The following is a 20,984-nucleotide window of genomic DNA, read 5'->3' as shown; positions in this document are numbered from 1 at the left end:
CGCCACGAGCCACGCCAGTCCACTGATCAAGGCTCGCGTTGGTCATGGGGACTAAAATAATGAAAAACCCTTATGCTCCCGGCTTCTGGTGCGCTATCGCCGCACTGGTCCTGCTGTCAGCCACCTATTTCTACGGCATCATGCTGGCCCACCAGATCGACAAGGCCCTGATCTTTCTCGACAGTGCCTCGGCGCTGATCGCCGTGCTGTCGATCGTGGTGGTCGCCTGGGCTTCGGTCCAGGGCACACGCATCAAGAAAAAACACCTCGAACAAGGCAAGACCCTGGTGCTTATCTGGGACACCAAGGTGGCTTTGCGCCGGGTTGAAACGGTGTTTGACCGGTATTTCTGGGGCAGCTACTGGCAACCCGGCCGCACCTTCCAGGAAGTCATGGGCGAGCTCACAGGCACGCCGCTGGAAAAAAGCCTGGAAACCTTGAAGAAGCAGTGCCTGGCGCTGGACAAGCAAGTGTCGGACGAGGAGCGGCATTGGTTGAGCAACGCCCGCGAGCTCTCCGACGTCGCCACCGCCATGGCCCGGGAGCGTTACCAGCTGGACTTCTGCGACCCGCGCGCGGAAGTGACGGGGGGGGCGGTGATCAATCGGGATTTCGAGGTGCTGGTGTACACCTGGACTGCGCGGCTGAAGACTTTTGATCATCAGCTTGATGAAATTGAAGTGCAGTATTCCTGATCCAGTGTTGGCAGGACCGACACCTTCGTCGGAATGCCGCCCAGACGTGGGAGCGGGCGTGGTCTGGGCGGCATTCCGACGAAGGCAATCTAATGTGCGCCGAAACTCTCCACCCCCAGCACAGTCCCATAGACACTCTTTAACCTTTAATCATTGGGTCACTTAACGCGCCCGGTGCTAACCTCCATCGCACTTTCAGCGCAGTCGTGTCCGTAACCCGCCATGGGTTCAGGGAAGACGACCACACTTTCAACAACGGACATTGATCGGGTAATTCATGAATAAATCAGCAGGCTTGCTTCTGGGAATTGTCGTGGCAATCGGTGCAGTCAGCGCAGGCGGTGCCTGGTACACCGGCACCAAGCTTGAAGGAGTGCTCAATACCTCGATCGCCGATGCCAACAAGGAGCTGCAGGCCGCGCTGGTGGGGTCCAATGGCACCGCGTCGCTGGAGCTGGTGTCCCTGGAGCGCAACGTATTTAGCAGCACCGCGCATTATCGCCTCAAGGGTGAAGGCGAGATGTTTGGTGAAGCCCCGGTGGAGTTGCTGTTCGTCGACCACATCGAGCACGGCCCTCTGCCGTTCTCCCGCCTGGTGTCGCTGAAGTGGCTGCCCGTCATGGCCACCAGTCACTATGAGTTGGAAAAAACCCCACTCACCGCCAAGTGGTTCGCCGCTGCCAAGGACAAGTCCCCGCTCACGGGCGTGGTCAATATCGGCTACGACAAATCCACCCACGGCAACCTCCAGCTGCTGCCGCTTGACGTCGCACTGGACGACAAGTCGCAGCTGAAGTTTTCCGGGTTGAATCTCGACGTCGATGCCAGCGCCCAGGCGCAAAAGGTCAAGGCCAACGGCTACATGGACAGCTTGACCCTGACGACCGTGGCTGAAGACCTGACGCCGGTCAAGGTCGAGCTGAGTGGTCTGACCTTCGCCAGCAACCTGACCAAGAGCACCTACGGGTATTACCTTGGCGAAAACACAGTCGAACTGAGCGACAACAAGACCACTTTCGGCGCCGGCCAGTCGGTACTGGGCCTGAAGAAGTTTGAAATGAAGAACCAGACCGAGGAATCGGGCACCAGCGCGTCGGGCCGCGCCGATTACAAGGTGGGCGAGGTGTCGCTGAACGGCAAGACCATCGGCTCCGCGCAGATGGCCATGAGCCTGAAGAACCTGGATATTCCGGCGACCCTGTCGTTGGTGCAGGTTTACCAGACCAAATTGCAACCCTACGAAAAGGCGGCTGCTGAAGCGGCGGCTGCGGGTCAGCCGGCGCCGGAACTGGTGTTGACGCCTGCCGAAGAGGCGCAGGTAAAAACCGGCCTGGAAAAACTGCTGGCCGCCGGGCCACAGGTCGCGCTGGAAAACCTCTCGCTGAAAACCGCCAACGGTGAAAGCAAGGCCAACCTGGTGCTCGACCTGACCAAGCCGAAATCCATGGACCTGCCGGCGGACCAGTTGACTCAACAACTGATCGCCCTGCTGGACCTCAACGTGCAAGTGTCCAAGCCGATGCTGGTTGACCTGTTCAGCGTGCAGTCGCAGATCGACGGCCAGACCGATGCCAAGCTGATTGCCGATCAGGCCACGGCCACTGCGGACATGTTCGGCAGCATGGCGGTGGGCAGCGAGTTTGCCAAACTTGATGGCAACAACATCGTCACCAAGCTGCATTACGCCAATAATCTAGTGGAATTCAACGGCCAGAAAATGACCGTGGAAGAATTCATCGGCTTCCTGATGAGCAAAGTGGGCGGTGCTGGCGAAGTCGAAGTCCAGTAAACCTGTAGCCTCAAAAAACGCCCGGCCTCTGCATACTGCAGACGCCGGGCGTTTTACTGTCTGGGGTTGGTACCGGAACACCTCTGAATCAGACGCACTCCCAAGGAGCTGCCGCAGGCTGCGATCTTTTGAACTTGAGAGGCAAAAGATCGCAGCCCCGTTTCCCTCAACAGCGCCTACAGGGATTGGTTCGCGCCATTGTTTATTTAATGGCAGCCGGCTCGAACCGATCCAGCGCCCGATTCACCGCCAGCTCGCCCAGCATGATCACCTGTGCAATGCCCAACAGCGCATTACGCGAGGTCCCTTCCAGATGATCCACCAGGTCAGTGGCCATGACATTGGCCGACGCCAGCGACTCGCAGGCATAGGCCAGCAGGGATTCGGTATCGACGTCGGGGTTGACGGTAAAGAGAGTGCAGAGTTTGCGTGGAGTGGCTTTGATGTCGGCGAACGACGGCACTCGATCAGCAGTTTTGTGGTGGGAATTGGCGTTGGGGATTTCGTGTGGCGCTGTCGAATCGGTATTCGGCGGATCTGGAGTTATTTTGGACATGTGCTGTGTTCTCTAGTTGAGCGCCTACCTTTTTGCTACTAAACGAAAAGGGAGGCGGCTATACGCAGGTTAGTAGACCGGGGAACTCAGCAAAGCCGGCGCGCCCGAAGGCGCCCTACGTACAGCCACCATCAAAATTCAGGTATTGGAATACCTGTCTGACAGTTGTGCGTGCAGCCAAGATAACCTCGGGCTACTAAAACCGATCACTGCGAATCAGTGACCGACCCAAGTTACCGACCCGCCCCAAGGCGCAAAAGTCGGCGGATTCTGGCGTACCTGTAGGCATCCACGCAAGGCGCTGTAGCTTTCAAGAAGTGAAGCTGACTGCGATTAAACAAACCCTTCCGATGCCCAGCGTGGCCAACTATCTCCAGAGCACACAGACTCAAAATGTGGGAGCGGGCTTGTTCGCGAAGGCGGTGTGTCAGTCGCCATAATGTTGCATGTGGCGGCCCTTTCGCGAGCAAGCCCACATTTTTGCCCTGCGTCGCTCGCCAATGCTGCGTTCATCGATGAACCACTGTGGAAAATTCTATGTTGCAGAGGGCCTCAACCAGACCACATTACTAACAAAGACCCCCGCCAAAACTCATCCAATACACGAATTTTCCTACATAAGCCGGTCCCGGAACTCGGATGCATCCTACGCAGACATAGTGTTTCTAATTGAATGGCAGAGTGTGAGCTTTCGAGTCCTCGGACGGAAGATAACGACAATGCATGCCGGGGAAAACCACTCAACCCTAGCAGTTCTGCTAGTACCCAACACCTGCCAAATGCGCCACAGTACAACTCTGAGCCGTCACACCCTTCAGGGAGTACTCTGGATGCCAACCAATCGCGAAACGCTGCTCTGCGGCTATAACTACGACCCATTGGATCGTCTCGTCGATTCCACGTTTCCTGTGACTGAGCAAGCGACCATCCAGCGCTTTTACCAAAAAGATCGCCTCGCCACTGAGGTTCAAGGTGTGGTGCAGCGTTCGATCATGCAGCACAACGACCAACTGCTGGGGCAGCAACAACGCCAGACAGGCACCGTAACAACCCGACTGCTCACGACCGATCAACAGCGCTCGGTGTTGAGCGTGCTCGATGCAACCCGATCCAATCATCTCGCCTATACGGCTTATGGTCACCGCTCACCTGAAAACGGTTTGCTCAGCCTGCTCGGCTTCAACGGCGAACCCCCGGACCCGGTGACAGGATGTTATGTGTTAGGCAATGGCTATCGAGCGTTTAACCCGGTGTTGATGCGGTTTAACCGTCCGGACAGTTGGAGCCCGTTTGGCAAAGGTGGATTGAATGCGTATGCGTATTGCGCCGGGGATCCAGTGAATCGCCTGGACCCGACAGGGCATGCCGGTATCTTTGGAGCGCTGAAATTTATCGGAAGAAAGCTCGGGTTCAGAAAGTCATCGCGTGTCGTTCCTGAAGCAGGCTCAACCTCCTCCACTTATGCCGATGTTGGATCAACCCTTAATCAAGGAAGTGTTTCCTCTGGCTACGCAAGCATAAACTCCTATTCAAGTGTCTCGGGTACCCCCCGATTGCCAATGCGCTCCCCACCTGGAAGCATTGCTCAGGATTCTGTTTCCACCATTGGCCCCTCCGCCTCTGTTCGGAGCCGTAATCCAAATTACGCTAAAATAGCACCGGACGTTACTCTCAGTGAGTTACCGGAGCAGCATCCTAAGTTGGCTGCCAGAGAATGGGCTGGCTCGATTCAGAATGTGACGGATGAACAGCTGGCAGAATTCGTTCAGATTCCACGACCTGGCGCAGGAATACACTCAGAAGAACGTCTTGCTGTGCACGCTCGAGGTATGGCTCTTGAGACTAAGCGGATGAAAAAGTTTCAAAGCGACTACCAATGGGTTGGATACATGAACAATAAAGGGGAGATGTCCGCGAGATGGGAAAGAACAAAAATCCGCCGTACTTAACTGCACGAAACTTGCGCAAGCGCTTGTTGAAACCCGTCAAGAATTACCAATGAAAAGGGCGACACGAAGTCGTCCTTTTCAATGGATTGAATGTATTTACGTCGCATTGGCCGCATCGCAAACAAGCACGTGTCCACAAAGATTGATCGAATAGGGCGAAGTTTTTCATTCCACATCGCACATCCCGGATCAGCCGCCAGGCCTCATCCACGGACAAGCGTTGTTTCATCCTCGGCGAAGCGGGCGACGCGTTGCAGGGCCATGATTGCTCTCCAAACAGGCGTTTCCCTTAAAACTGGAGCGCCAATCGCGAGGTTCAGCCAAATCCCGCTGCCACGGCACGAACGGTCCGGCTATAGTTTGCAGGCCGACGATGGCCCCACCCCGCACAAGGTGCTCTGGAATGACCCGATCGACCTCTCTGACCCCTTGGCTGGCGGCGCTCGCAGTTGCCTTTTGCGTGCAACTGCCGGCTCAGGCCCAGGAGCGTTTCACCGTGAACATTCCAGGCGTGTCGGACGACCGGCTGTTCACTGCGGCTGCCGCCAGCGACGCCGAAGGCTGTGGCGGGCGCAACGTTTCCCCGGCACTGAGCTGGAACGCCGGCCCGGCGGGCACCTTGAGCTACGCGATTGTCATGCATGACCCCGACGGTCAAAAAGGCCAGGGTGTCGACCATTGGCTGCATTACGGCATCAAAGCCACGACTCATCAGATTGCCGCTGGCGTCGGCGCAAAATCCGCCCTGGAGGGTGTCGGTGGCACCAACAGCAAAGGCACTACAGGTTACGTTGGCCCTTGCCCGCCTATCGGTGACAGCGCGCACCACTACCTCATCCAGCTCTACGCCCTGGATCTGGCACCCCAAGCTTTGCCCGCCGGCCTGACGCGCACGCAGCTACTGGAAAAAATCAAAGGCCATGTGCTGAAGAACAGCAGTGTGGTGCGGCGTTATCATCGCTGAACATTTTTTTGAGGTGAGTTAACCCGAACCTGCCAGGCTGCCCGTCTCAGAGGATGAATGGATCATCTTCCTTGAGGTCAGCCCATGTCCCTCCCTTTGCATTTCCTCCGCCCGGCCGCCCAGGGTTTCGCCGCCGGCCTGCTGCTGGCTACGGCCGGTTGCGGTGTCTCGTCCTCGCCGGACTCCACTTCCGTTGCGCCTGTACCCGCTCAGACCGAGTCAAAGACCGAGGCGTTGGTGCAGAACGATGCCGCATTGACCAAACGCGCGGTGCGAGCTGCACCGTCGGCGACTTTCGCGCCAATGCCCGAGGCATCTTCTGCGGGCTACCAGGACGCGCAGCGCGAGCAATATCAGGCGCTGGCCGATAACCCAATCCACAGCGTGGCTGAAACACCCGTCTCGACCTTCAGCGCCGACGTCGACACCGGCGCCTACGCGAATGTCCGCCGCTTGCTCAACCAGGGGCGCCTGCCGCCTGAAGGTGCGGTGCGCCTGGAAGAAATGGTCAATTACTTTCCCTACGATTACGCCTTGCCCACCGACGGCTCGCCCTTTGGCGTGACCACAGAGCTGGCGCCATCACCCTGGAACCCGCATACACGGTTGCTGCGCATCGGCATCAAGGCCTCGGACCGCGCGGTGGCAGACCTGGCCCCGGCTAATCTGGTATTCCTGGTGGATGTCTCCGGGTCGATGGACCGCCGCGAAGGCCTGCCGCTGGTCAAGAGCACGCTGAAATTGCTGGTCGATCAACTGCGCGTTCAGGATCGTGTGTCCCTGGTGGTGTACGCCGGTGAATCCCGCGTAGTGCTGGAGCCGACGTCTGGACGGGAAAAAGCGAAGATTCGTACAGCCATCGATCAGTTATCGGCTGGCGGCTCGACCGCTGGCGCGTCGGGCATCGAACTGGCCTACCAAATGGCCCGGCAGGCGTTTATCCCCAATGGCATCAACCGCATCCTCCTGGCCACGGACGGCGACTTCAACGTCGGCATCAGCGACTTCGACAGCCTCAAGCAAATGGCGGCAGACAAGCGCAAGACCGGCGTTTCCCTGACCACCCTGGGTTTCGGGGTGGATAACTACAATGAACACCTGATGGAGCAACTGGCCGACGCGGGCAATGGCAACTACGCCTATATCGACAACCTGCGCGAGGCGCGCAAGGTACTGGTGGACCAGCTCGGTTCAACCCTCGCGGTCGTGGCGAAGAATGTGAAGCTGCAAGTGGAATTCAACCCGGCCCAAGTCAGCGAGTATCGCCTGCTGGGTTATGAGAATCGCGCCCTGAAACGCGAAGACTTCAGCAACGACAAGGTCGACGCAGGTGAGATTGGCGCAGGTCATACGGTCACGGCACTGTACGAAATTGTTCCAAAGGGTGAGAAAGGTTGGCTGGAGCCGCTGCGCTACAGCCAGGGCGCCGCTGGTGCTTCCAGCAAAACAACGGAAATGGCCATGCTGCGCGTGCGTTATCAGCTGCCTGAAGGTGGGAATAGTCGCTTGATCGAGCGGCCGATTGCTTCGAGCCAAGCTGAGAAAGCCTCCGAAGACCTGCGATTTGCCGCAGCTGTGGCCGCTTTTTCCCAGCAACTGAAGGACGGGCGCTACACCGGCAGTTTCAGCCTCAAAGACACTGAGGCGTTGGCCCGTGGCGCCCGGGGTGAAGACCGGTTTGGCCTGCGGGCGGAGTTCGTGCAGTTGGTCGAACTCGCGCAAAGCCTGCAAACCACCGAACATCAGGCATTGATAGGAGAGACCCGCTGACATGTCTGCCCCGCCCCCCAGCTCAGCCACCAGCAGCGACGAATCGCTGCTGGCCCGCTATCGCTCCGGCGACGGACCGGCTTTCGAGATCCTGTACGCTCGCCACCGTCAGGGATTGTATCGATTCCTTCTCGGCCTCAGCGGCAAAGCCGAGCTGGCCGAAGAGGTTTATCAGGACACCTGGCTGAGCCTGATCCGCAGCACCAGCCAGCCACAAGGCCGGGCGAATTTTCGTACATGGCTGTACCAGATCGCCCGCAATCGGCTGATCGACCACTGGCGCAAACACGGAATCCGTAACCCTTTGCACGACAGCTATGACGAACAGCTCCACGCCTTGCCTAATGACGCCGCCGACCCCGCACAATTGCTGAGCCTGAGCCGCGACACCCAGCGCCTGGAAACCGCCCTGCAAACCTTGCCGGCGGACCAGCGCGAAGTGTTCCTGCTGCGTGCCCACGGCGATCTCGACCTGCCGCAGATCGCCACCCTCACCGAAACACCGCTGGAAACCGTCAAGAGCCGCTTGCGTTACGCCCAGCAAAAACTGCGTCGGCTGCTGGCCGAGGAGGTACTGACATGACTGACGCCCGTCCTACACCCGAAGAGGAAGTGGTGAAGCACTTTCGTCAACAGTCCATCGACGAGCCGCCGGCACACCTGGATGCCTTCATCCTTGCCGCGGCTCATCGAGCAACCCCGGTACCCAAGTCAAGCGTCTGGCAGCGCTGGTCGCAAGCCTGCCAAAAGCCGCGCTGGCAAGTCGCATTCGCCAGCCTGGTTGGCATCGCGTTGATGCTGGCGCTTGTACAACCGGGTCCCGATCAGGAGCCCGCCTACGACTTCGCACCTGCCCCCAAAGCCTCCGCCCCGGCACCTGCAGCGCCGATGGCCGAACTCGGCGCGCCTGCGCAGCATGAATCGATAAGCGCGCAAATGGTCGACGAAGCCAAAGTCAGCAAGCGCATGGCGGCGCCAGCGAAGAGCCTGGATGAGCAATTGCGTGAGGTGGTACGGCTGCAGGAAACCGGTGAGAAGGCCGCCGCTGACCAGCTGTTCGAATCATTAAAAAACCGCTTCCCCAACCAAAACCTGGCCGACCGGCTCAAGCAACTGCAGAAAAACCAGTAACGATAGAGGTCCGCCATTTGGCAACCACCCCCGAAAGCGCGCACTATCGGGCCATAGCCGATGCGTTGGAGGAAGCCATGGCGAAAAAAATCGACCGCATCGCCCAAATGCTCAACTGCCCGGTGAAGGGAGAGGAATTACGGCGAGCAGTGACCGAGAGCCGCAAGGAATTTTTGCTGGCTCAGGAGAAGGAGCAGGCCTTGGAGGAGGATGACCTTGATGATGAGGTGTTCGAGGATGAGGAGGGGGATGATGAATATGATGAGTTTGATTGGACGACGGAGTGAGGGTCGTCAGATTTTGGGTCAGCCCGCACTGCCCTTAGCTCGCCCACAAAAAAAGCCCCAGACCCTAAGGCCTGAGGCTTTTTCGTTTTTACTATGGTGCACCAGGCGGGATTCGAACCCACGACCACTGCCTTCGGAGGGCAGTACTCTATCCAGCTGAGCTACTGGTGCAAGCGGGCGCCATGATACTCATAAGCGCTGCGGGCGTCCATGCTGCTGAATCGCCTGTGTTTTTCAGCGCCCAACGGACGGTTGTCACGTTGATCCGAAAAAATGAGCAAATGTGCCGTTTTCGTTCTTTTTTTCGAACAGGCTCTTGTCCTTTACCCCCTTTGATCCTAGGATTCGTTTGAGATTTCAAACGCTCTTGTCTGGGTGCTGAACCGCGCGAGTCCAATCCGTGCGCTATTTATGTGCTTCAGCCCGGTGAATGATTTCCCTGACGGCAGCCTATAAGGCGCCTTTCTATAATTCTAATTTGCTCCGCGCCTGACGCGGTGCTGTTAAGGAAAGCCGACATGCAGCTTAAAGACACCCAGTTGTTCCGCCAGCAAGCCTTCATTGATGGCGCTTGGGTCGATGCGGACAATGGTCAGACGATCAAGGTCAACAACCCGGCAACGGGCGAAATTCTGGGCACCGTGCCGAAAATGGGCGCTGCCGAAACTCGTCGTGCAATCGAAGCCGCTGACAAGGCGCTGCCGGCCTGGCGTGCACTGACCGCCAAGGATCGTGCAAACAAGCTGCGTCGCTGGTTCGAACTGATCATCGAAAACCAGGACGACCTGGCTCGCCTGATGACCCTGGAACAGGGCAAGCCATTGGCTGAAGCCAAGGGTGAAATCGTCTACGCGGCTTCCTTCATCGAGTGGTTCGCCGAAGAAGCCAAGCGCGTCTACGGTGACGTGATTCCGGGCCACCAGCCAGACAAGCGCCTGATCGTGATCAAGCAGCCCATCGGCGTGACTGCGGCAATTACCCCGTGGAACTTCCCGGCCGCAATGATCACCCGTAAAGCCGGCCCGGCGCTGGCCGCCGGTTGCACCATGGTGCTCAAGCCTGCTTCGCAAACGCCGTTCTCGGCGTTCGCCCTGGCTGAACTGGCCCAGCGTGCCGGCATTCCTGCTGGCGTGTTCAGCGTTGTTTCCGGCAGCGCCGGCGACATCGGCAGCGAGCTGACCAGCAACCCGATCGTGCGTAAATTGTCCTTCACCGGCTCGACCGAAATCGGTCGCCAGCTGATGGCTGAATGCGCCAAGGACATCAAGAAAGTGTCTCTGGAACTTGGCGGCAACGCGCCGTTCATCGTGTTCGACGACGCGGACCTGGATAAGGCCGTCGAAGGCGCGATCATTTCCAAGTATCGCAACAATGGCCAGACCTGCGTCTGCGCTAACCGTCTGTACATTCAGGATTCGGTCTACGATGCGTTCGCTGAAAAACTGAAAGTGGCCGTGGCCAAACTCAAGATCGGTAACGGTCTGGAAGACGGCACCACCACCGGTCCGCTGATCGATGAAAAAGCCGTGGCCAAGGTCAAGGAACACATCGCGGACGCCGTGGCCAAAGGCGCCACCGTGCTGTCGGGTGGCAAGTCCATGGAAGGCAACTTCTTCGAGCCGACCATCCTGACCAACGTGCCGAACAACGCAGCCGTGGCTAAGGAAGAAACCTTCGGCCCATTGGCGCCGCTGTTCCGTTTCAAAGACGAAGCCGAAGTGATCGCGATGTCCAACGACACCGAGTTCGGCCTGGCGTCGTACTTCTATGCCCGTGACCTGGGCCGTGTGTTCCGTGTGGCTGAAGCCCTGGAATACGGTATGGTCGGCGTCAACACCGGGTTGATCTCCAATGAAGTCGCGCCGTTCGGCGGCATTAAGGCTTCGGGCCTGGGCCGTGAAGGCTCCAAGTACGGCATCGAAGATTACCTGGAAATCAAATACCTCTGCCTGGGCATCTAAGCTCGGCAGACGGGAATGCAATAAGCGGAAAGGGCACGAGAGCGCTGACTCTTTCTGCGTTTCAACCGGAATTTTCTCTGTGGCCGGGAAAGCTATGGCAGTCGATCATCGCATGCTGTCGTAGTTGCCTCCCCGCCGCATTTTCCTTGAACCACGCCGCCCGATGAGCGGCGAATGAGGACTTTATGAGCAAGACTAACGCTTCTTTGATGAAACGCCGCGAAGCCGCTGTACCGCGCGGTGTTGGCCAGATTCACCCGATCTTCGCCGAGTCCGCGAAGAACGCTACCGTGACCGACGTTGAAGGTCGCGAGTTCATCGACTTCGCCGGCGGTATCGCCGTGCTGAACACCGGTCACGTGCACCCGAAAATCATCGCCGCCGTGACCGAGCAGCTGAACAAGCTGACTCACACCTGCTTCCAGGTATTGGCTTACGAGCCGTACGTTGAAGTGTGCGAAAAAATCAACGCCAAGGTGCCTGGTGATTTCGCCAAGAAAACCCTGCTGGTGACCACCGGTTCCGAAGCCGTTGAGAACGCCGTGAAAATCGCCCGTGCCGCCACTGGTCGCGCCGGCGTGATCGCCTTCACTGGCGCTTACCACGGCCGCACCATGATGACCCTGGGCCTGACCGGTAAAGTCGTGCCTTACTCGGCCGGCATGGGCCTGATGCCAGGCGGCATCTTCCGCGCGCTGTACCCGAACGAACTGCACGGTGTGAGCGTCGACGACTCGATCGCCAGCATCGAACGCATCTTCAAGAACGACGCCGAGCCGCGTGACATTGCTGCAATCATCATCGAGCCGGTTCAGGGTGAAGGCGGTTTTTACGTCGCACCTAAAGAGTTCATGAAGCGCCTGCGCGCCCTGTGCGACCAACACGGCATCCTGCTGATCGCTGACGAAGTGCAGACCGGCGCTGGCCGTACCGGCACCTTCTTCGCCATGGAACAGATGGGCGTGTCCGCCGACCTGACCACCTTCGCCAAATCCATCGCTGGCGGCTTCCCGCTGGCCGGTGTGTGCGGCAAGGCCGAATACATGGACGCCATTGCTCCAGGCGGCCTGGGCGGCACCTATGCCGGTAGTCCGATCGCTTGCGTTGCGGCCCTGGCCGTGATGGAAGTGTTCGAAGAAGAGCACCTGCTGGACCGCTGCAAGGCAGTCGGCGAGCGTCTGGTCACTGGCCTGAAGGCCATCCAGGCCAAGTATCCGGTGATCGGTGAAGTGCGTGCCCTGGGCGCGATGATCGCGGTCGAGCTGTTCGTTGACGGCGACAGCCACAAGCCAAACGCACCGGCGGTAGCGGCTGTTGTCGCCAAGGCTCGCGACAAAGGTCTGATCCTGCTGTCGTGCGGCACCTATGGCAACGTTCTGCGCGTACTGGTACCACTCACTTCCCCGGATGAGCAACTGGACAAAGGTCTGGCAATCATCGAAGAGTGCTTCTCGGAGCTTTGATCTAAAGTGCTCGTATGAAAGTGTGAGCTGATCGACAAAAAAACCCGCTTCGGCGGGTTTTTTTTACATCAAACCCACAGCACTTTTTCCTGTGGCCTGCATTGACTATGGTGCATGCACTGAGAGGGGAACTTGTTTGCATGAGAGCCGTTGATTTACCCGCTGTACCTCGAGTGCTGATCGCCGAGGCAGACCCCTGGTCGCGGGATCTGCTCCGGCAAGTACTGCTGAGCGTGCGCTGCGATGCACGGATCGATCTGTGTGCCGATGGCAAGGACGCGCTGTCGCGACTGGCGGAAAATGCCTACGACCTGGTGATCGTCGACTGGGCGTTGCCCGGCGTGGATGGCTTGAATGTGTTGCGCAGCGTGCGCCAGCGCAAGCGTAATCCGCCGCTGCCGTTCATTCTGATGAGCAGTCGCAACGACAGTGCCAGCGTGCGCGAAGCTTTGCCCTTGGCGCCCACTGCGTACCTGACCAAGCCATTGAATATGGAAAACCTGACCCAGCGATTGCAGGATCTGCTGCTTGATGCCGGACAGGAAGTATTTTGTCACGTACCGGCCCTGGCGGCGGGCATGACCTTGCCGGTGTATCTGGAGCGCCGGCGGACGTTGGCTGACGGCGCACCACTGATGACCGATGTGGAGGTGGCGGTTAAACGCAGCCTTAACCCCGGCGGTCTTGATCTGACCGTCCTCGAGGAGGAAACGCGTACCGATCCGCAGATTACCGCCGTGCTGATTGCCGCTGCCAACAGCGCCGCCCAGCACCACGGTGCGGCCGTGCAAACCCTGTCCCAGGCGCTGCATCGCCTCGGCGGCGCGCAGAGCATGAACCTGATCCTGGGGCTCACACTCAAGCGTAGCGCGCGGCTCAGCGATCCGTACCTGGCGGACTACGCCGAACGTTATTGGGACCTGTCGCTGCATACAGCCGAATACGCGCGGACCCTGGCACGTCTTCTCGACCTGGATCAGGAGCGTTGTTATTGCGCTGGCATGCTCCATCGGCTGGGTGATCTGGCTTTGCTGCGCTGTTTGCAGGAGTGGAAGCAGGCCGGTGGTGAGCTGGACGAGTGGGAGCAGGTCGGTGAAGCGCTGGCCGGGTTCGGTGCAGCCTACGGTTCGGCGCTGCGTACCCGCTGGCGTCTGCCGCTGGAACTGCGAGAGCTGATCGCGGGGGTGTATCAGCTCGGTGGCGGGGTTTACTCACGCGAGGCGCTGGTGATGAGCATGGCGGCCCAGTTGGCGCGCCTGGGCGAGCATGAGGGGCTTGAGGAGCTGGCCAAAGGTCGGACGGCGAGATTGCTCAAGATTGGCCTGCCGGAGTTGGTGCGGCTGCGCAAGAAATAGCCCTGCGCGATGGCGTGTAGGAACTGCCGAAGGCTGTGATCTTTTGATCTTCAGGGGCTGAATCAAGATCAGAAGATCGCAACTTCGTTTCTCTCGGCAGCTCTTACGCAGGGTCGAGTCAGCCGGGGATTATACGGTTCTTGCCCTGGCGCTTGGCTTCGTACATCGCTGCATCCGCGCGAGCGAATAGGCTGTCGATGCTGTCATCCTCAGGCAGAAGGCTGGTCAGGCCCTGGCTGATGGTGATGCCGAAACTCCGCTCGTCATGGCTGAAACTCAGTCGCTTAATCTCCCGTTGCAAACGCTCGGCCACCTGCATGGCCACCCCGGGCTCGCAGCCGGGAAACACCGCAGCGAACTCCTCCCCGCCGATGCGCCCGAAGACGTCGCCACGACGCAATGCAGCCCGACCGCACTCAGCAATGCGTTGCAATACGTTATCGCCTTCCTGATGGCCATAGGTGTCGTTGACGGCCTTGAAGTCATCAATGTCCAGCATCAGGAACGACAGTGGAGTCCCACGAGTTCGCGCACGCTCGAACTCGTGGTTGGCGCACTCGAAGAAGTGCCGGCGGTTGCTGCTCTCGGTCAATTCGTCGGTGGTGGCCAGGCGTTGCAGTTTGGTTTCGAGGTGCTTCTTTTCCGTGATGTCTTCTGCAATGCCGACGATGATCAGTGGCTGACCCGGCTCGCCCTGGCGGTTGATAAAGCACTTGTCGCTCAGCCAGCGCACCTGGCCGTCGGTGTTAATGATTCGATACTCACGGTCTTCGACTGAGCCTTTTTCCAGCACGGAGGCCAGGCTGCACTCGGCTTCCTGCAGGTCATCCGGGTAAACGATGTCGCGCCAATGGTTGTAGTCGGCCAGCAACAGGTCGGTGGCGCGGCCCGAAATCCTTTCGTAGGCAGGGCTGACGTAGAGCACCTGGCGGGTTTCCCAGTTGAATGCCCACAGCACCGCATTGACACTTACCAGCAGCGAGCTCAACAACTGTTCGCGTTCACTTAAGCGCGCGACTTCGCCTTGGGCCTGCATCAGCGCCATCAGGGTTTGGGCGGCTTCTGGCCATTTTGGCGGGTCCTGCAGGTTTTTTTCGACCATCGACACAAATCTCAAAGAGCGTGCCGCGAGTTCGACAGCGGCTGCAACGAAGACCGCCAAGGTGGCGAAGTGCTTTTGAGATAGGGGATTTGGAACTAAGTTCCCGGGTCGGGAAGAGCAGGGGGATGCTCCCGCCGGGCGGTAAGCGACGAGTTTTATCGGATGCAATGGTTATTCAGAGGGTGCGTTTGCTGCGCAAACGAGCGGGAGCAAGCTCCCTCGCCACAGGAGCGTCGCTCACTACAGCAGAGCACCTTGAGTGAGGTGCTCTGCGGGGGGTCAAGCGTTGGCGGGGCGCAAGGAGTAGGTTTTCAGCTGGTCGGCGAACTCGCGCAGGGATTGAATCCCGCTGGCCTCGGCTTCGTGGATCCAGTCCTTGATGGCTGCCAACATGTCGTGACCATTGGAACTGGTCTTGACCCAGATCTGCTGCAAGGCCAGGCGCTTCTCGTAAATGACTTTCAGGGACTGACTATGCTCAAGCATGGTCTGGATTCGCACATGGTGCTTGTCATCCAGCAAGCTGGTTTCACGCGACAACAGACGTTTGGCCCGGTGGAACTGGTGGCGGACCGAGTGATCGACCTTTTCCAGCTCTTGCTTGACCAAGGGCGCGATGACCAATTTGCGGTACTGGGCCATGATCTGGAAGCGATTGTTGAGGATCGCCATGGCGGTATCCATGTCCAGGTTGCCTTTGCCTTCAACCCGGTGGGCGATCGGCGCGACCCGCTGGACCTTGGCCAGGCGCAGGAAGCTGAATACCTGGATCCAGGCCCAGCCGAGGTCGAACTCCCACTTCTTCACCGACAGTTTTGCCGAGTTGGGGTAAGTGTGATGGTTGTTGTGCAGTTCTTCGCCGCCAATCAGGATGCCCCATGGCACCAGGTTGGTGGCCGCATCGCGGCATTCGAAGTTGCGGTAACCGATGGCATGGCCCAGGCCATTGACCACACCGGCCGCCCACACCGGGATCCACATCATCTGCACGGCCCAGATGGTGATGCCGATGGTGCCGAACAGAAGCAGGTCGATGACGCCCATAATGGCCACGCCCAGTAGGGGGAAGCGGCTATACAGGTTGCGTTCGATCCAGTCTTCCGGACAGTTCTTGCCGTAAATGCGCAGGGTCTCCGGGTTTTCTGCTTCAGTACGATACAGCTCCGCACCTTTGCGCAGAACAGTGGACAGTCCTTTGACGACCGGGCTGTGCGGGTCATCGACAGTTTCGCATTTGGCGTGATGTTTGCGGTGGATGGCGGTCCACTCGCGGGTGTTCTGCGCCGTGGTCAGCCACAGCCAGAAGCGGAAGAAATGTTTCAGGCCGGCATTGAGCTCAAGGGAGCGATGGGCTGAATAGCGATGCAGGTAGACAGTGACGCCGATGATTGTGACGTGGGTCATCAGCAGGGTGACTGCCACCAGTGACCAGGGCGACAAGCCAAGAAAACCTTCGTACCACATAGGCTGTAGGGCCCTCGATAAAGAAATAAATAGCCCTCGCATTATCACCGAGCGCGCAGATAAAACCAGTCACCGTTTCAGATAAGAGTGGCTGGATGTTTCTTTACTCTATAATCGCAACCATTTTGAGGTGCATGGAAGACCTAATGTCTGCTACCTGTCGCGATGCCTTGCGTGCAGCGCTGCTTTATCTGCTGCTTTCCGTTGTCTGGCTTACGCTGAGTGGTTTTGCATTAAACAGTTTATTTGATGATTCGACCGAGGCGTTGCGCTGGCAACTGATCAACGGTTACGCCTGGATAGCCCTAAGCGCAGGAAGTATTTACATTGCCCGCGCGCGTTTGTTCCGCTGCCTGGGGATTGGTGCACAGTTGCGCGAGCGCTCTGCCGATCGAGAGCGGCTGCGTCAGGCGGCGGCCGTGTTCGATTGCACCCGCGAAGGCGTGCTGGTGACCAGCGACAAAGGTTTGATCGTTCACGTCAACCGGGCATTCATGCAGATCACCGGATATCAGCGCGAAGAAGTGATGGGCCAGCAGCCCAGCCTGTTCAAATCCGGCCGCCATCCGGCGAGTTTCTACCAAGCCATGTTCGCGACGCTCAATAGCGCTGGCGAGTGGAGCGGTGAAATCTGGAATCGGCGCAAAAGTGGGGAAATCTATCCGCAATGGCAGACGATCCGTATCGTTCGCGACGATGACGGCCGGGTAAGCCAATACGTGGCGGTGTTCTCCGACATCAGCGCAATCAAGAACTCCGAGAATGAGCTGACCCATCTTGCCCATCACGATCCACTGACCGATTTACCCAATCGTCTGCTGTTCACTGACCGCGCCGAACAGGCTGTGGCGTCGGCGCAGGCACACAAGCGTGGCTGCGCGTTGCTGGCGATCGATCTGGATCACTTCAAGATGATCAACGACAGCCTTGGGCATACAGTGGGCGATCAGTTGCTCAAGGCAGTGGCCGAGCGTTTACTCGCGATGTTCGGGCCGGGAATTACCTTGGCCCGCCTCGGGGGCGACGAATTCGCCGTCCTCGCAGAGGATTGCCCACAACTGGTCCACGCGGCGGCGCTGGCCCAGCGAATCATTGACGGCTTCAAGCAACCCTTCCTTCTCGACGGCAATCAGCTGTTCATCAATGCCAGCGTTGGTATCAGCCTGTTCCCCGGCGACGCTCTGAGTGCCGAGCAGTTGTTGCGTAACGCCGACTCGGCCTTGTCCAAGGCGAAAAATGCTGGCCGCGACAGCTATGCCCTTTACACCGAAGAGCTTACTGCCCAGGCCCAGCAGCGGGTCGAGACCGCGTTCGAGTTGCGCAGGGCGCTGGAGCGGCATGAGTTGCGGGTGTATTACCAGCCGGTCCACGACCTCAAGACCAGTCGACTGATTGGCGTCGAGGCGCTGGTTCGCTGGGAGCACCCCCAGCGTGGATTGGTGTCGCCTGCCGAGTTCATCCCCGTCGCCGAGCGTACCGGCCTGATCGCCGAAATCGATGCCTGGGTCATGCTGCAGGCGTGTCAGCAAATGTGCCAATGGCAGCAGTCCGGCGTTGTATTGTCGTTTGTTGCGGTGAATGTGTCATCGCGGCTATTTGCCCGTCGCGAGCTGTATCAACAGGTGGCGCAGGTGCTGCGCGATACAGGTCTGGATCCGGCTTATCTGGAGCTGGAAGTGACCGAAAGTGCGGTGATGCATGACCCCGAAGTGGCGCTGGAACAGATGCATCGCCTTCGTGAGCTGGGCGTGCGCCTGGCCATCGATGATTTCGGCACCGGCTATTCTTCCTTGCTGCGGCTCAAACGCTTGCCGGTACAGAAACTCAAGATCGACCAGGGTTTCGTCGTCGGGCTGCCGTGGGATGAGGACGATGTGGCGATCGTGCGGGTGATTATCGCGTTGGCCAAGAGCATGGGCATGCAGGTGCACGCCGAAGGGATCGAGCAAGTCGAGCAGGCAGGTTTCCTGCTCGAACAGGACTGCGATCTGGGCCAGGGGTACTGGTTCGCGCGGCCAATGCCTGCTCTGGAGCTCGACTGGTCGCGGGCGCCAGTTATTTGTTAAGCCTTGAAAGATCACCCGCCCTCGCCCCGTCAAATACTACTTCTGGTTATATAAACATTCTTAAATAGTCTTTTTAAGAATATCTGCACCTATCTACTATTGGTCTCACGCCGCAAACAGTGCCGCCACTGTCAGGCAACCTCTCAGTCGAAGGAGCAGCACCATGAGCGCATCCCTGCGTAGCGTTGACGGCCAGGACGAAGCAACCATCTTGCGCGAGATTCAGAGCGCATTGCGGGACCTGCGGTTTGGGGCAGTGGAAATCACTGTGCACAACGCTCAGATCGTCCAGATCGAACGTAAGGAAAAATTCCGTTTGCAGCATCCGGGCAACAAACCGAGCTGAGCAATGATCGTCCGAGCGGGGCCCGAGCCTTCGGATAATTGTTGAGCGGGCACTGCGATTCCAGAAAATCAAAAAAAGCCTACACAATCAGAATTCCAGGAGCTTTCACCATGTCGTCGATTCGTCATTTCGCTTTGGCCGCCCTGGCCAGCGCCCTTTTTGCTGGTTCTGCGGTTGCCAAGGATTACGAGCTGCTTAACGTGTCGTACGACCCGACCCGCGAGCTGTATCAGGAATACAACGCTGAATTCGTTAAATTCTGGCAGAAAGATCACGCTGGCGACTCAGTGAAAATCCAGCAGTCCCACGGTGGTTCGGGCAAGCAGGGCCGTGCGGTAATCGACGGTCTGCGTGCCGACGTGGTGACCCTGGCACTGGCGGGCGACATTGACGAAATCGCCAAGCTCGGCAAGACCCTGCCAGCCGACTGGCAGACGCGTCTGCCGGAGGCGAGCACCCCTTACACTTCGACTATCGTGTTCCTGGTGCGCAAGGGCAACCCGAAAGGCATCAAGGACTGGGGCGACCTGGTCAAAAATGATGTATCGGTGATCACTCCAAATCCAAAAACCTCCGGCGGTGCACGCTGGAACTTCCTCGCGGCCTGGGCTTATGGCCTGAAAGCCAACGGCGGTAACGAAGCCAAGGCCAAGGAATATGTGCAGACCCTGTTCAAGCACGTACCCGTGCTGGACACCGGCGCTCGCGGTTCGACCATCACGTTCGTCAACAATGGCCAGGGCGACGTGTTGCTGGCTTGGGAAAACGAAGCCTTCCTGGCCCTGAAGGAAGATGGCGGGGCTGACAAATTCGAGATCGTCGTGCCTTCGCTGTCGATCCTTGCCGAGCCTCCAGTGTCCGTGGTCGACAAGAACGCCGAGAAAAAGGGCAACGAGCAGATCGCCGAAGCCTATCTTAAGCACCTGTATAGCCCGGCCGGTCAGGAAATTGCGGCGAAGAATTTCTACCGTCCACGTGATAAGGACGTCGCCGCCAAGTACGCCCAGCAGTTCCCGAAACTGGAGCTGGTGACCATCGACAAAGACTTCGGCGGCTGGAAAACGGCTCAACCGAAATTCTTTAATGACGGTGGCGTGTTCGACCAGATCTATCAGGCGCAGTAATCTCGAAACGAGCCCATAAACATGTGGGAGCGAGCCTGCTCGCGAAGGCGGTATCTTCAGTAACAGAGATGTTGACTGACTCTGCCTCTTCGCGAGCAGGCTCGCTCCCACATTGATGCGTTTTTAACCAAGGACTTTTATGTCGCGTCGTATCTCCCCCGTCATACCCGGCTTCGGGCTGACGCTGGGCTACACCTTGGTGTACCTCAGCCTGATTGTGCTCATACCACTGGCGGCGATGTTTGTGCACGCCTCTCAACTCACCTGGGATCAGTTCTGGGCAATCATCTCCGCGCCTCGAGTACTGGCGGCGTTGAAGCTGAGCTTAGGTACTGCGTTTTATGCCGCGATCATCAACGGCATCATCGGCACACTGCTGGCCTGGGTGCTGGTGCGTTATACCTTCCCGGGTCGCAAGATCATCGATGCAATGATCGACTTGCCCTTCGCCTTGCCTACCGCCGTGGCCGGCATCGCGCTGACTGCGCTCTACGCGCCTAATGGCTGGATTGGCCAGTTGGCTGCGGATCTGGGCTTCAAGATCGCCTACACACCCCTGGGCATCACCCTCGCGCTGACGTTTGTCACGCTTCCATTCGTAGTGCGTACGGTACAGCCGGTATTGGCCGATATTCCACGTGAAGTCGAAGAAGCCGCGGCGTGCCTGGGTGCCAAACCCATACAGGTGTTTCGCTATATTCTGGTGCCTGCGCTGTTGCCAGCCTGGTTGACTGGCTTTGCCCTGGCCTTTGCCCGTGGAGTTGGCGAATACGGCTCGGTGATTTTCATCGCCGGCAACATGCCGATGAAAACTGAAATTCTGCCGCTGCTGATCATGGTCAAGCTCGACCAGTACGATTACACCGGCGCCACGTCCATCGGTGTGTTGATGCTGGTGGTTTCCTTCGTCCTGTTGCTGCTGATCAACTTGCTGCAACGTCGTATCGAAACCCCATAAGGAG

At 58.5% G+C, this 20,984-nt stretch carries 18 protein-coding genes and 1 tRNA gene; 15 read left to right on the top strand and 4 right to left on the bottom strand.

From position 1 onward, the window contains the following. Positions 1-59: 59 nt before the first annotated feature. Both L9059_RS20015 and L9059_RS20010 read left to right on the top strand, forming a co-directional pair. Positions 60-695: an NADH:ubiquinone oxidoreductase subunit N gene (locus tag L9059_RS20015; RefSeq protein ID WP_247292660.1), complete on the top strand. Its 636-nt coding sequence runs from the start codon at positions 60-62 to the stop codon at positions 693-695. A gap of 277 nt (positions 696-972) precedes the next feature. Further along, a complete protein-coding gene (locus tag L9059_RS20010) occupies positions 973-2,484 on the top strand; it encodes a YdgA family protein (RefSeq protein WP_247292659.1) in 1,512 nt (503 codons plus the stop codon). A 202-nt stretch (positions 2,485-2,686) separates the two neighbouring features. Here L9059_RS20010 and L9059_RS20005 read toward each other — a convergent pair whose 3' ends face one another. Next, complete coding sequence (locus tag L9059_RS20005) at positions 2,687-3,040, bottom strand: DUF6124 family protein (protein WP_247292658.1); 354 nt, start codon at positions 3,038-3,040, stop codon at positions 2,687-2,689. An 830-nt stretch (positions 3,041-3,870) separates the two neighbouring features. Between L9059_RS20005 and L9059_RS20000 the strand changes: the two genes are divergently transcribed. The 6 genes from L9059_RS20000 to L9059_RS19975 all read left to right on the top strand — a co-directional run bounded on the left by L9059_RS20000 (position 3,871) and on the right by L9059_RS19975 (position 9,141). Further along, positions 3,871-4,989 (top strand): RHS repeat-associated core domain-containing protein, encoded by a 1,119-nt coding sequence (locus tag L9059_RS20000; protein ID WP_247292657.1) that lies wholly within the window; start codon positions 3,871-3,873, stop codon positions 4,987-4,989. Between the two features lie 403 nt (positions 4,990-5,392). Continuing rightward, positions 5,393-5,953: a YbhB/YbcL family Raf kinase inhibitor-like protein gene (locus L9059_RS19995; protein WP_247292656.1), complete on the top strand. Its 561-nt coding sequence runs from the start codon at positions 5,393-5,395 to the stop codon at positions 5,951-5,953. Positions 5,954-6,037: 84 nt separating this feature from the next. Beyond that, positions 6,038-7,723, top strand: coding sequence for a vWA domain-containing protein (locus L9059_RS19990; RefSeq protein WP_247292655.1), 1,686 nt, complete (start codon positions 6,038-6,040; stop codon positions 7,721-7,723). Between the two features lies 1 nt (position 7,724). After that, complete coding sequence (locus L9059_RS19985; protein ID WP_247292654.1) at positions 7,725-8,306, top strand: RNA polymerase sigma factor; 582 nt, start codon at positions 7,725-7,727, stop codon at positions 8,304-8,306. After that, positions 8,303-8,854 carry a hypothetical protein gene (locus L9059_RS19980; RefSeq protein WP_247292653.1) on the top strand — a complete coding sequence of 184 codons (552 nt, stop codon included), beginning with the start codon at positions 8,303-8,305 and terminating at the stop codon, positions 8,852-8,854. Before L9059_RS19985 ends, L9059_RS19980 begins: the two co-directional genes overlap by 4 nt. A gap of 17 nt (positions 8,855-8,871) precedes the next feature. Further along, positions 8,872-9,141 (top strand): hypothetical protein, encoded by a 270-nt coding sequence (locus tag L9059_RS19975; RefSeq protein ID WP_247292652.1) that lies wholly within the window; start codon positions 8,872-8,874, stop codon positions 9,139-9,141. Positions 9,142-9,235: 94 nt separating this feature from the next. Here the strand turns inward: L9059_RS19975 and L9059_RS19970 are convergent. Beyond that, positions 9,236-9,312 (bottom strand) — tRNA-Arg (locus L9059_RS19970). Between the two features lie 347 nt (positions 9,313-9,659). On the opposite strand from L9059_RS19970, the gene gabD reads away from it, so the two are divergent. The 3 genes from gabD (at position 9,660) to L9059_RS19955 (ending at position 13,920) form a co-directional block, all read left to right on the top strand. Beyond that, positions 9,660-11,102: an NADP-dependent succinate-semialdehyde dehydrogenase gene (gene gabD / locus L9059_RS19965; protein WP_247292651.1), complete on the top strand. Its 1,443-nt coding sequence runs from the start codon at positions 9,660-9,662 to the stop codon at positions 11,100-11,102. Positions 11,103-11,287: 185 nt separating this feature from the next. Beyond that, positions 11,288-12,565: a 4-aminobutyrate--2-oxoglutarate transaminase gene (gene gabT, locus L9059_RS19960; RefSeq protein ID WP_247292650.1), complete on the top strand. Its 1,278-nt coding sequence runs from the start codon at positions 11,288-11,290 to the stop codon at positions 12,563-12,565. A gap of 140 nt (positions 12,566-12,705) precedes the next feature. Further along, positions 12,706-13,920 (top strand): HDOD domain-containing protein, encoded by a 1,215-nt coding sequence (locus L9059_RS19955; protein WP_247292649.1) that lies wholly within the window; start codon positions 12,706-12,708, stop codon positions 13,918-13,920. A 118-nt stretch (positions 13,921-14,038) separates the two neighbouring features. Here the strand turns inward: L9059_RS19955 and L9059_RS19950 are convergent, their stop codons facing one another. Together L9059_RS19950 and desA are read right to left on the bottom strand one after the other, a co-directional pair. Continuing rightward, positions 14,039-15,022 (bottom strand): sensor domain-containing diguanylate cyclase, encoded by a 984-nt coding sequence (locus L9059_RS19950; protein ID WP_247292648.1) that lies wholly within the window; start codon positions 15,020-15,022, stop codon positions 14,039-14,041. Between the two features lie 279 nt (positions 15,023-15,301). Further along, entirely contained in the window at positions 15,302-16,486 is a 1,185-nt protein-coding gene (gene desA / locus L9059_RS19945; protein WP_247292647.1) for a delta-9 fatty acid desaturase DesA, read from the bottom strand. Positions 16,487-16,632: 146 nt separating this feature from the next. Between desA and dibA the strand changes: the two genes are divergently transcribed. From dibA to cysT, 4 genes are all read left to right on the top strand, one after another. Next, complete coding sequence (dibA, locus tag L9059_RS19940; RefSeq protein WP_247292646.1) at positions 16,633-18,552, top strand: phosphodiesterase DibA; 1,920 nt, start codon at positions 16,633-16,635, stop codon at positions 18,550-18,552. A 163-nt stretch (positions 18,553-18,715) separates the two neighbouring features. Then, positions 18,716-18,898, top strand: a complete 183-nt coding sequence (gene oscA / locus L9059_RS19935; RefSeq protein ID WP_247292645.1) for a sulfur starvation response protein OscA — start codon at positions 18,716-18,718, stop codon at positions 18,896-18,898. Positions 18,899-19,008: 110 nt separating this feature from the next. Next, positions 19,009-20,022, top strand: coding sequence for a sulfate ABC transporter substrate-binding protein (locus tag L9059_RS19930; RefSeq protein WP_247292644.1), 1,014 nt, complete (start codon positions 19,009-19,011; stop codon positions 20,020-20,022). Between the two features lie 139 nt (positions 20,023-20,161). Next, the gene (gene cysT / locus L9059_RS19925; protein WP_247292643.1) at positions 20,162-20,980 is read left to right on the top strand and encodes a sulfate ABC transporter permease subunit CysT; all 819 of its coding nucleotides are present in this window, start codon (positions 20,162-20,164) and stop codon (positions 20,978-20,980) included. The last annotated feature ends 4 nt before the right edge of the window (positions 20,981-20,984 follow it).

The sequence above is a fragment of the Pseudomonas violetae genome (genome assembly GCF_023072615.1).
GTDB classification, from domain to species: domain Bacteria; phylum Pseudomonadota; class Gammaproteobacteria; order Pseudomonadales; family Pseudomonadaceae; genus Aquipseudomonas; species Aquipseudomonas violetae.
Note: the sequence above shows the minus strand (reverse complement) of the source record. Positions and strands in the feature narration are given on the sequence as shown.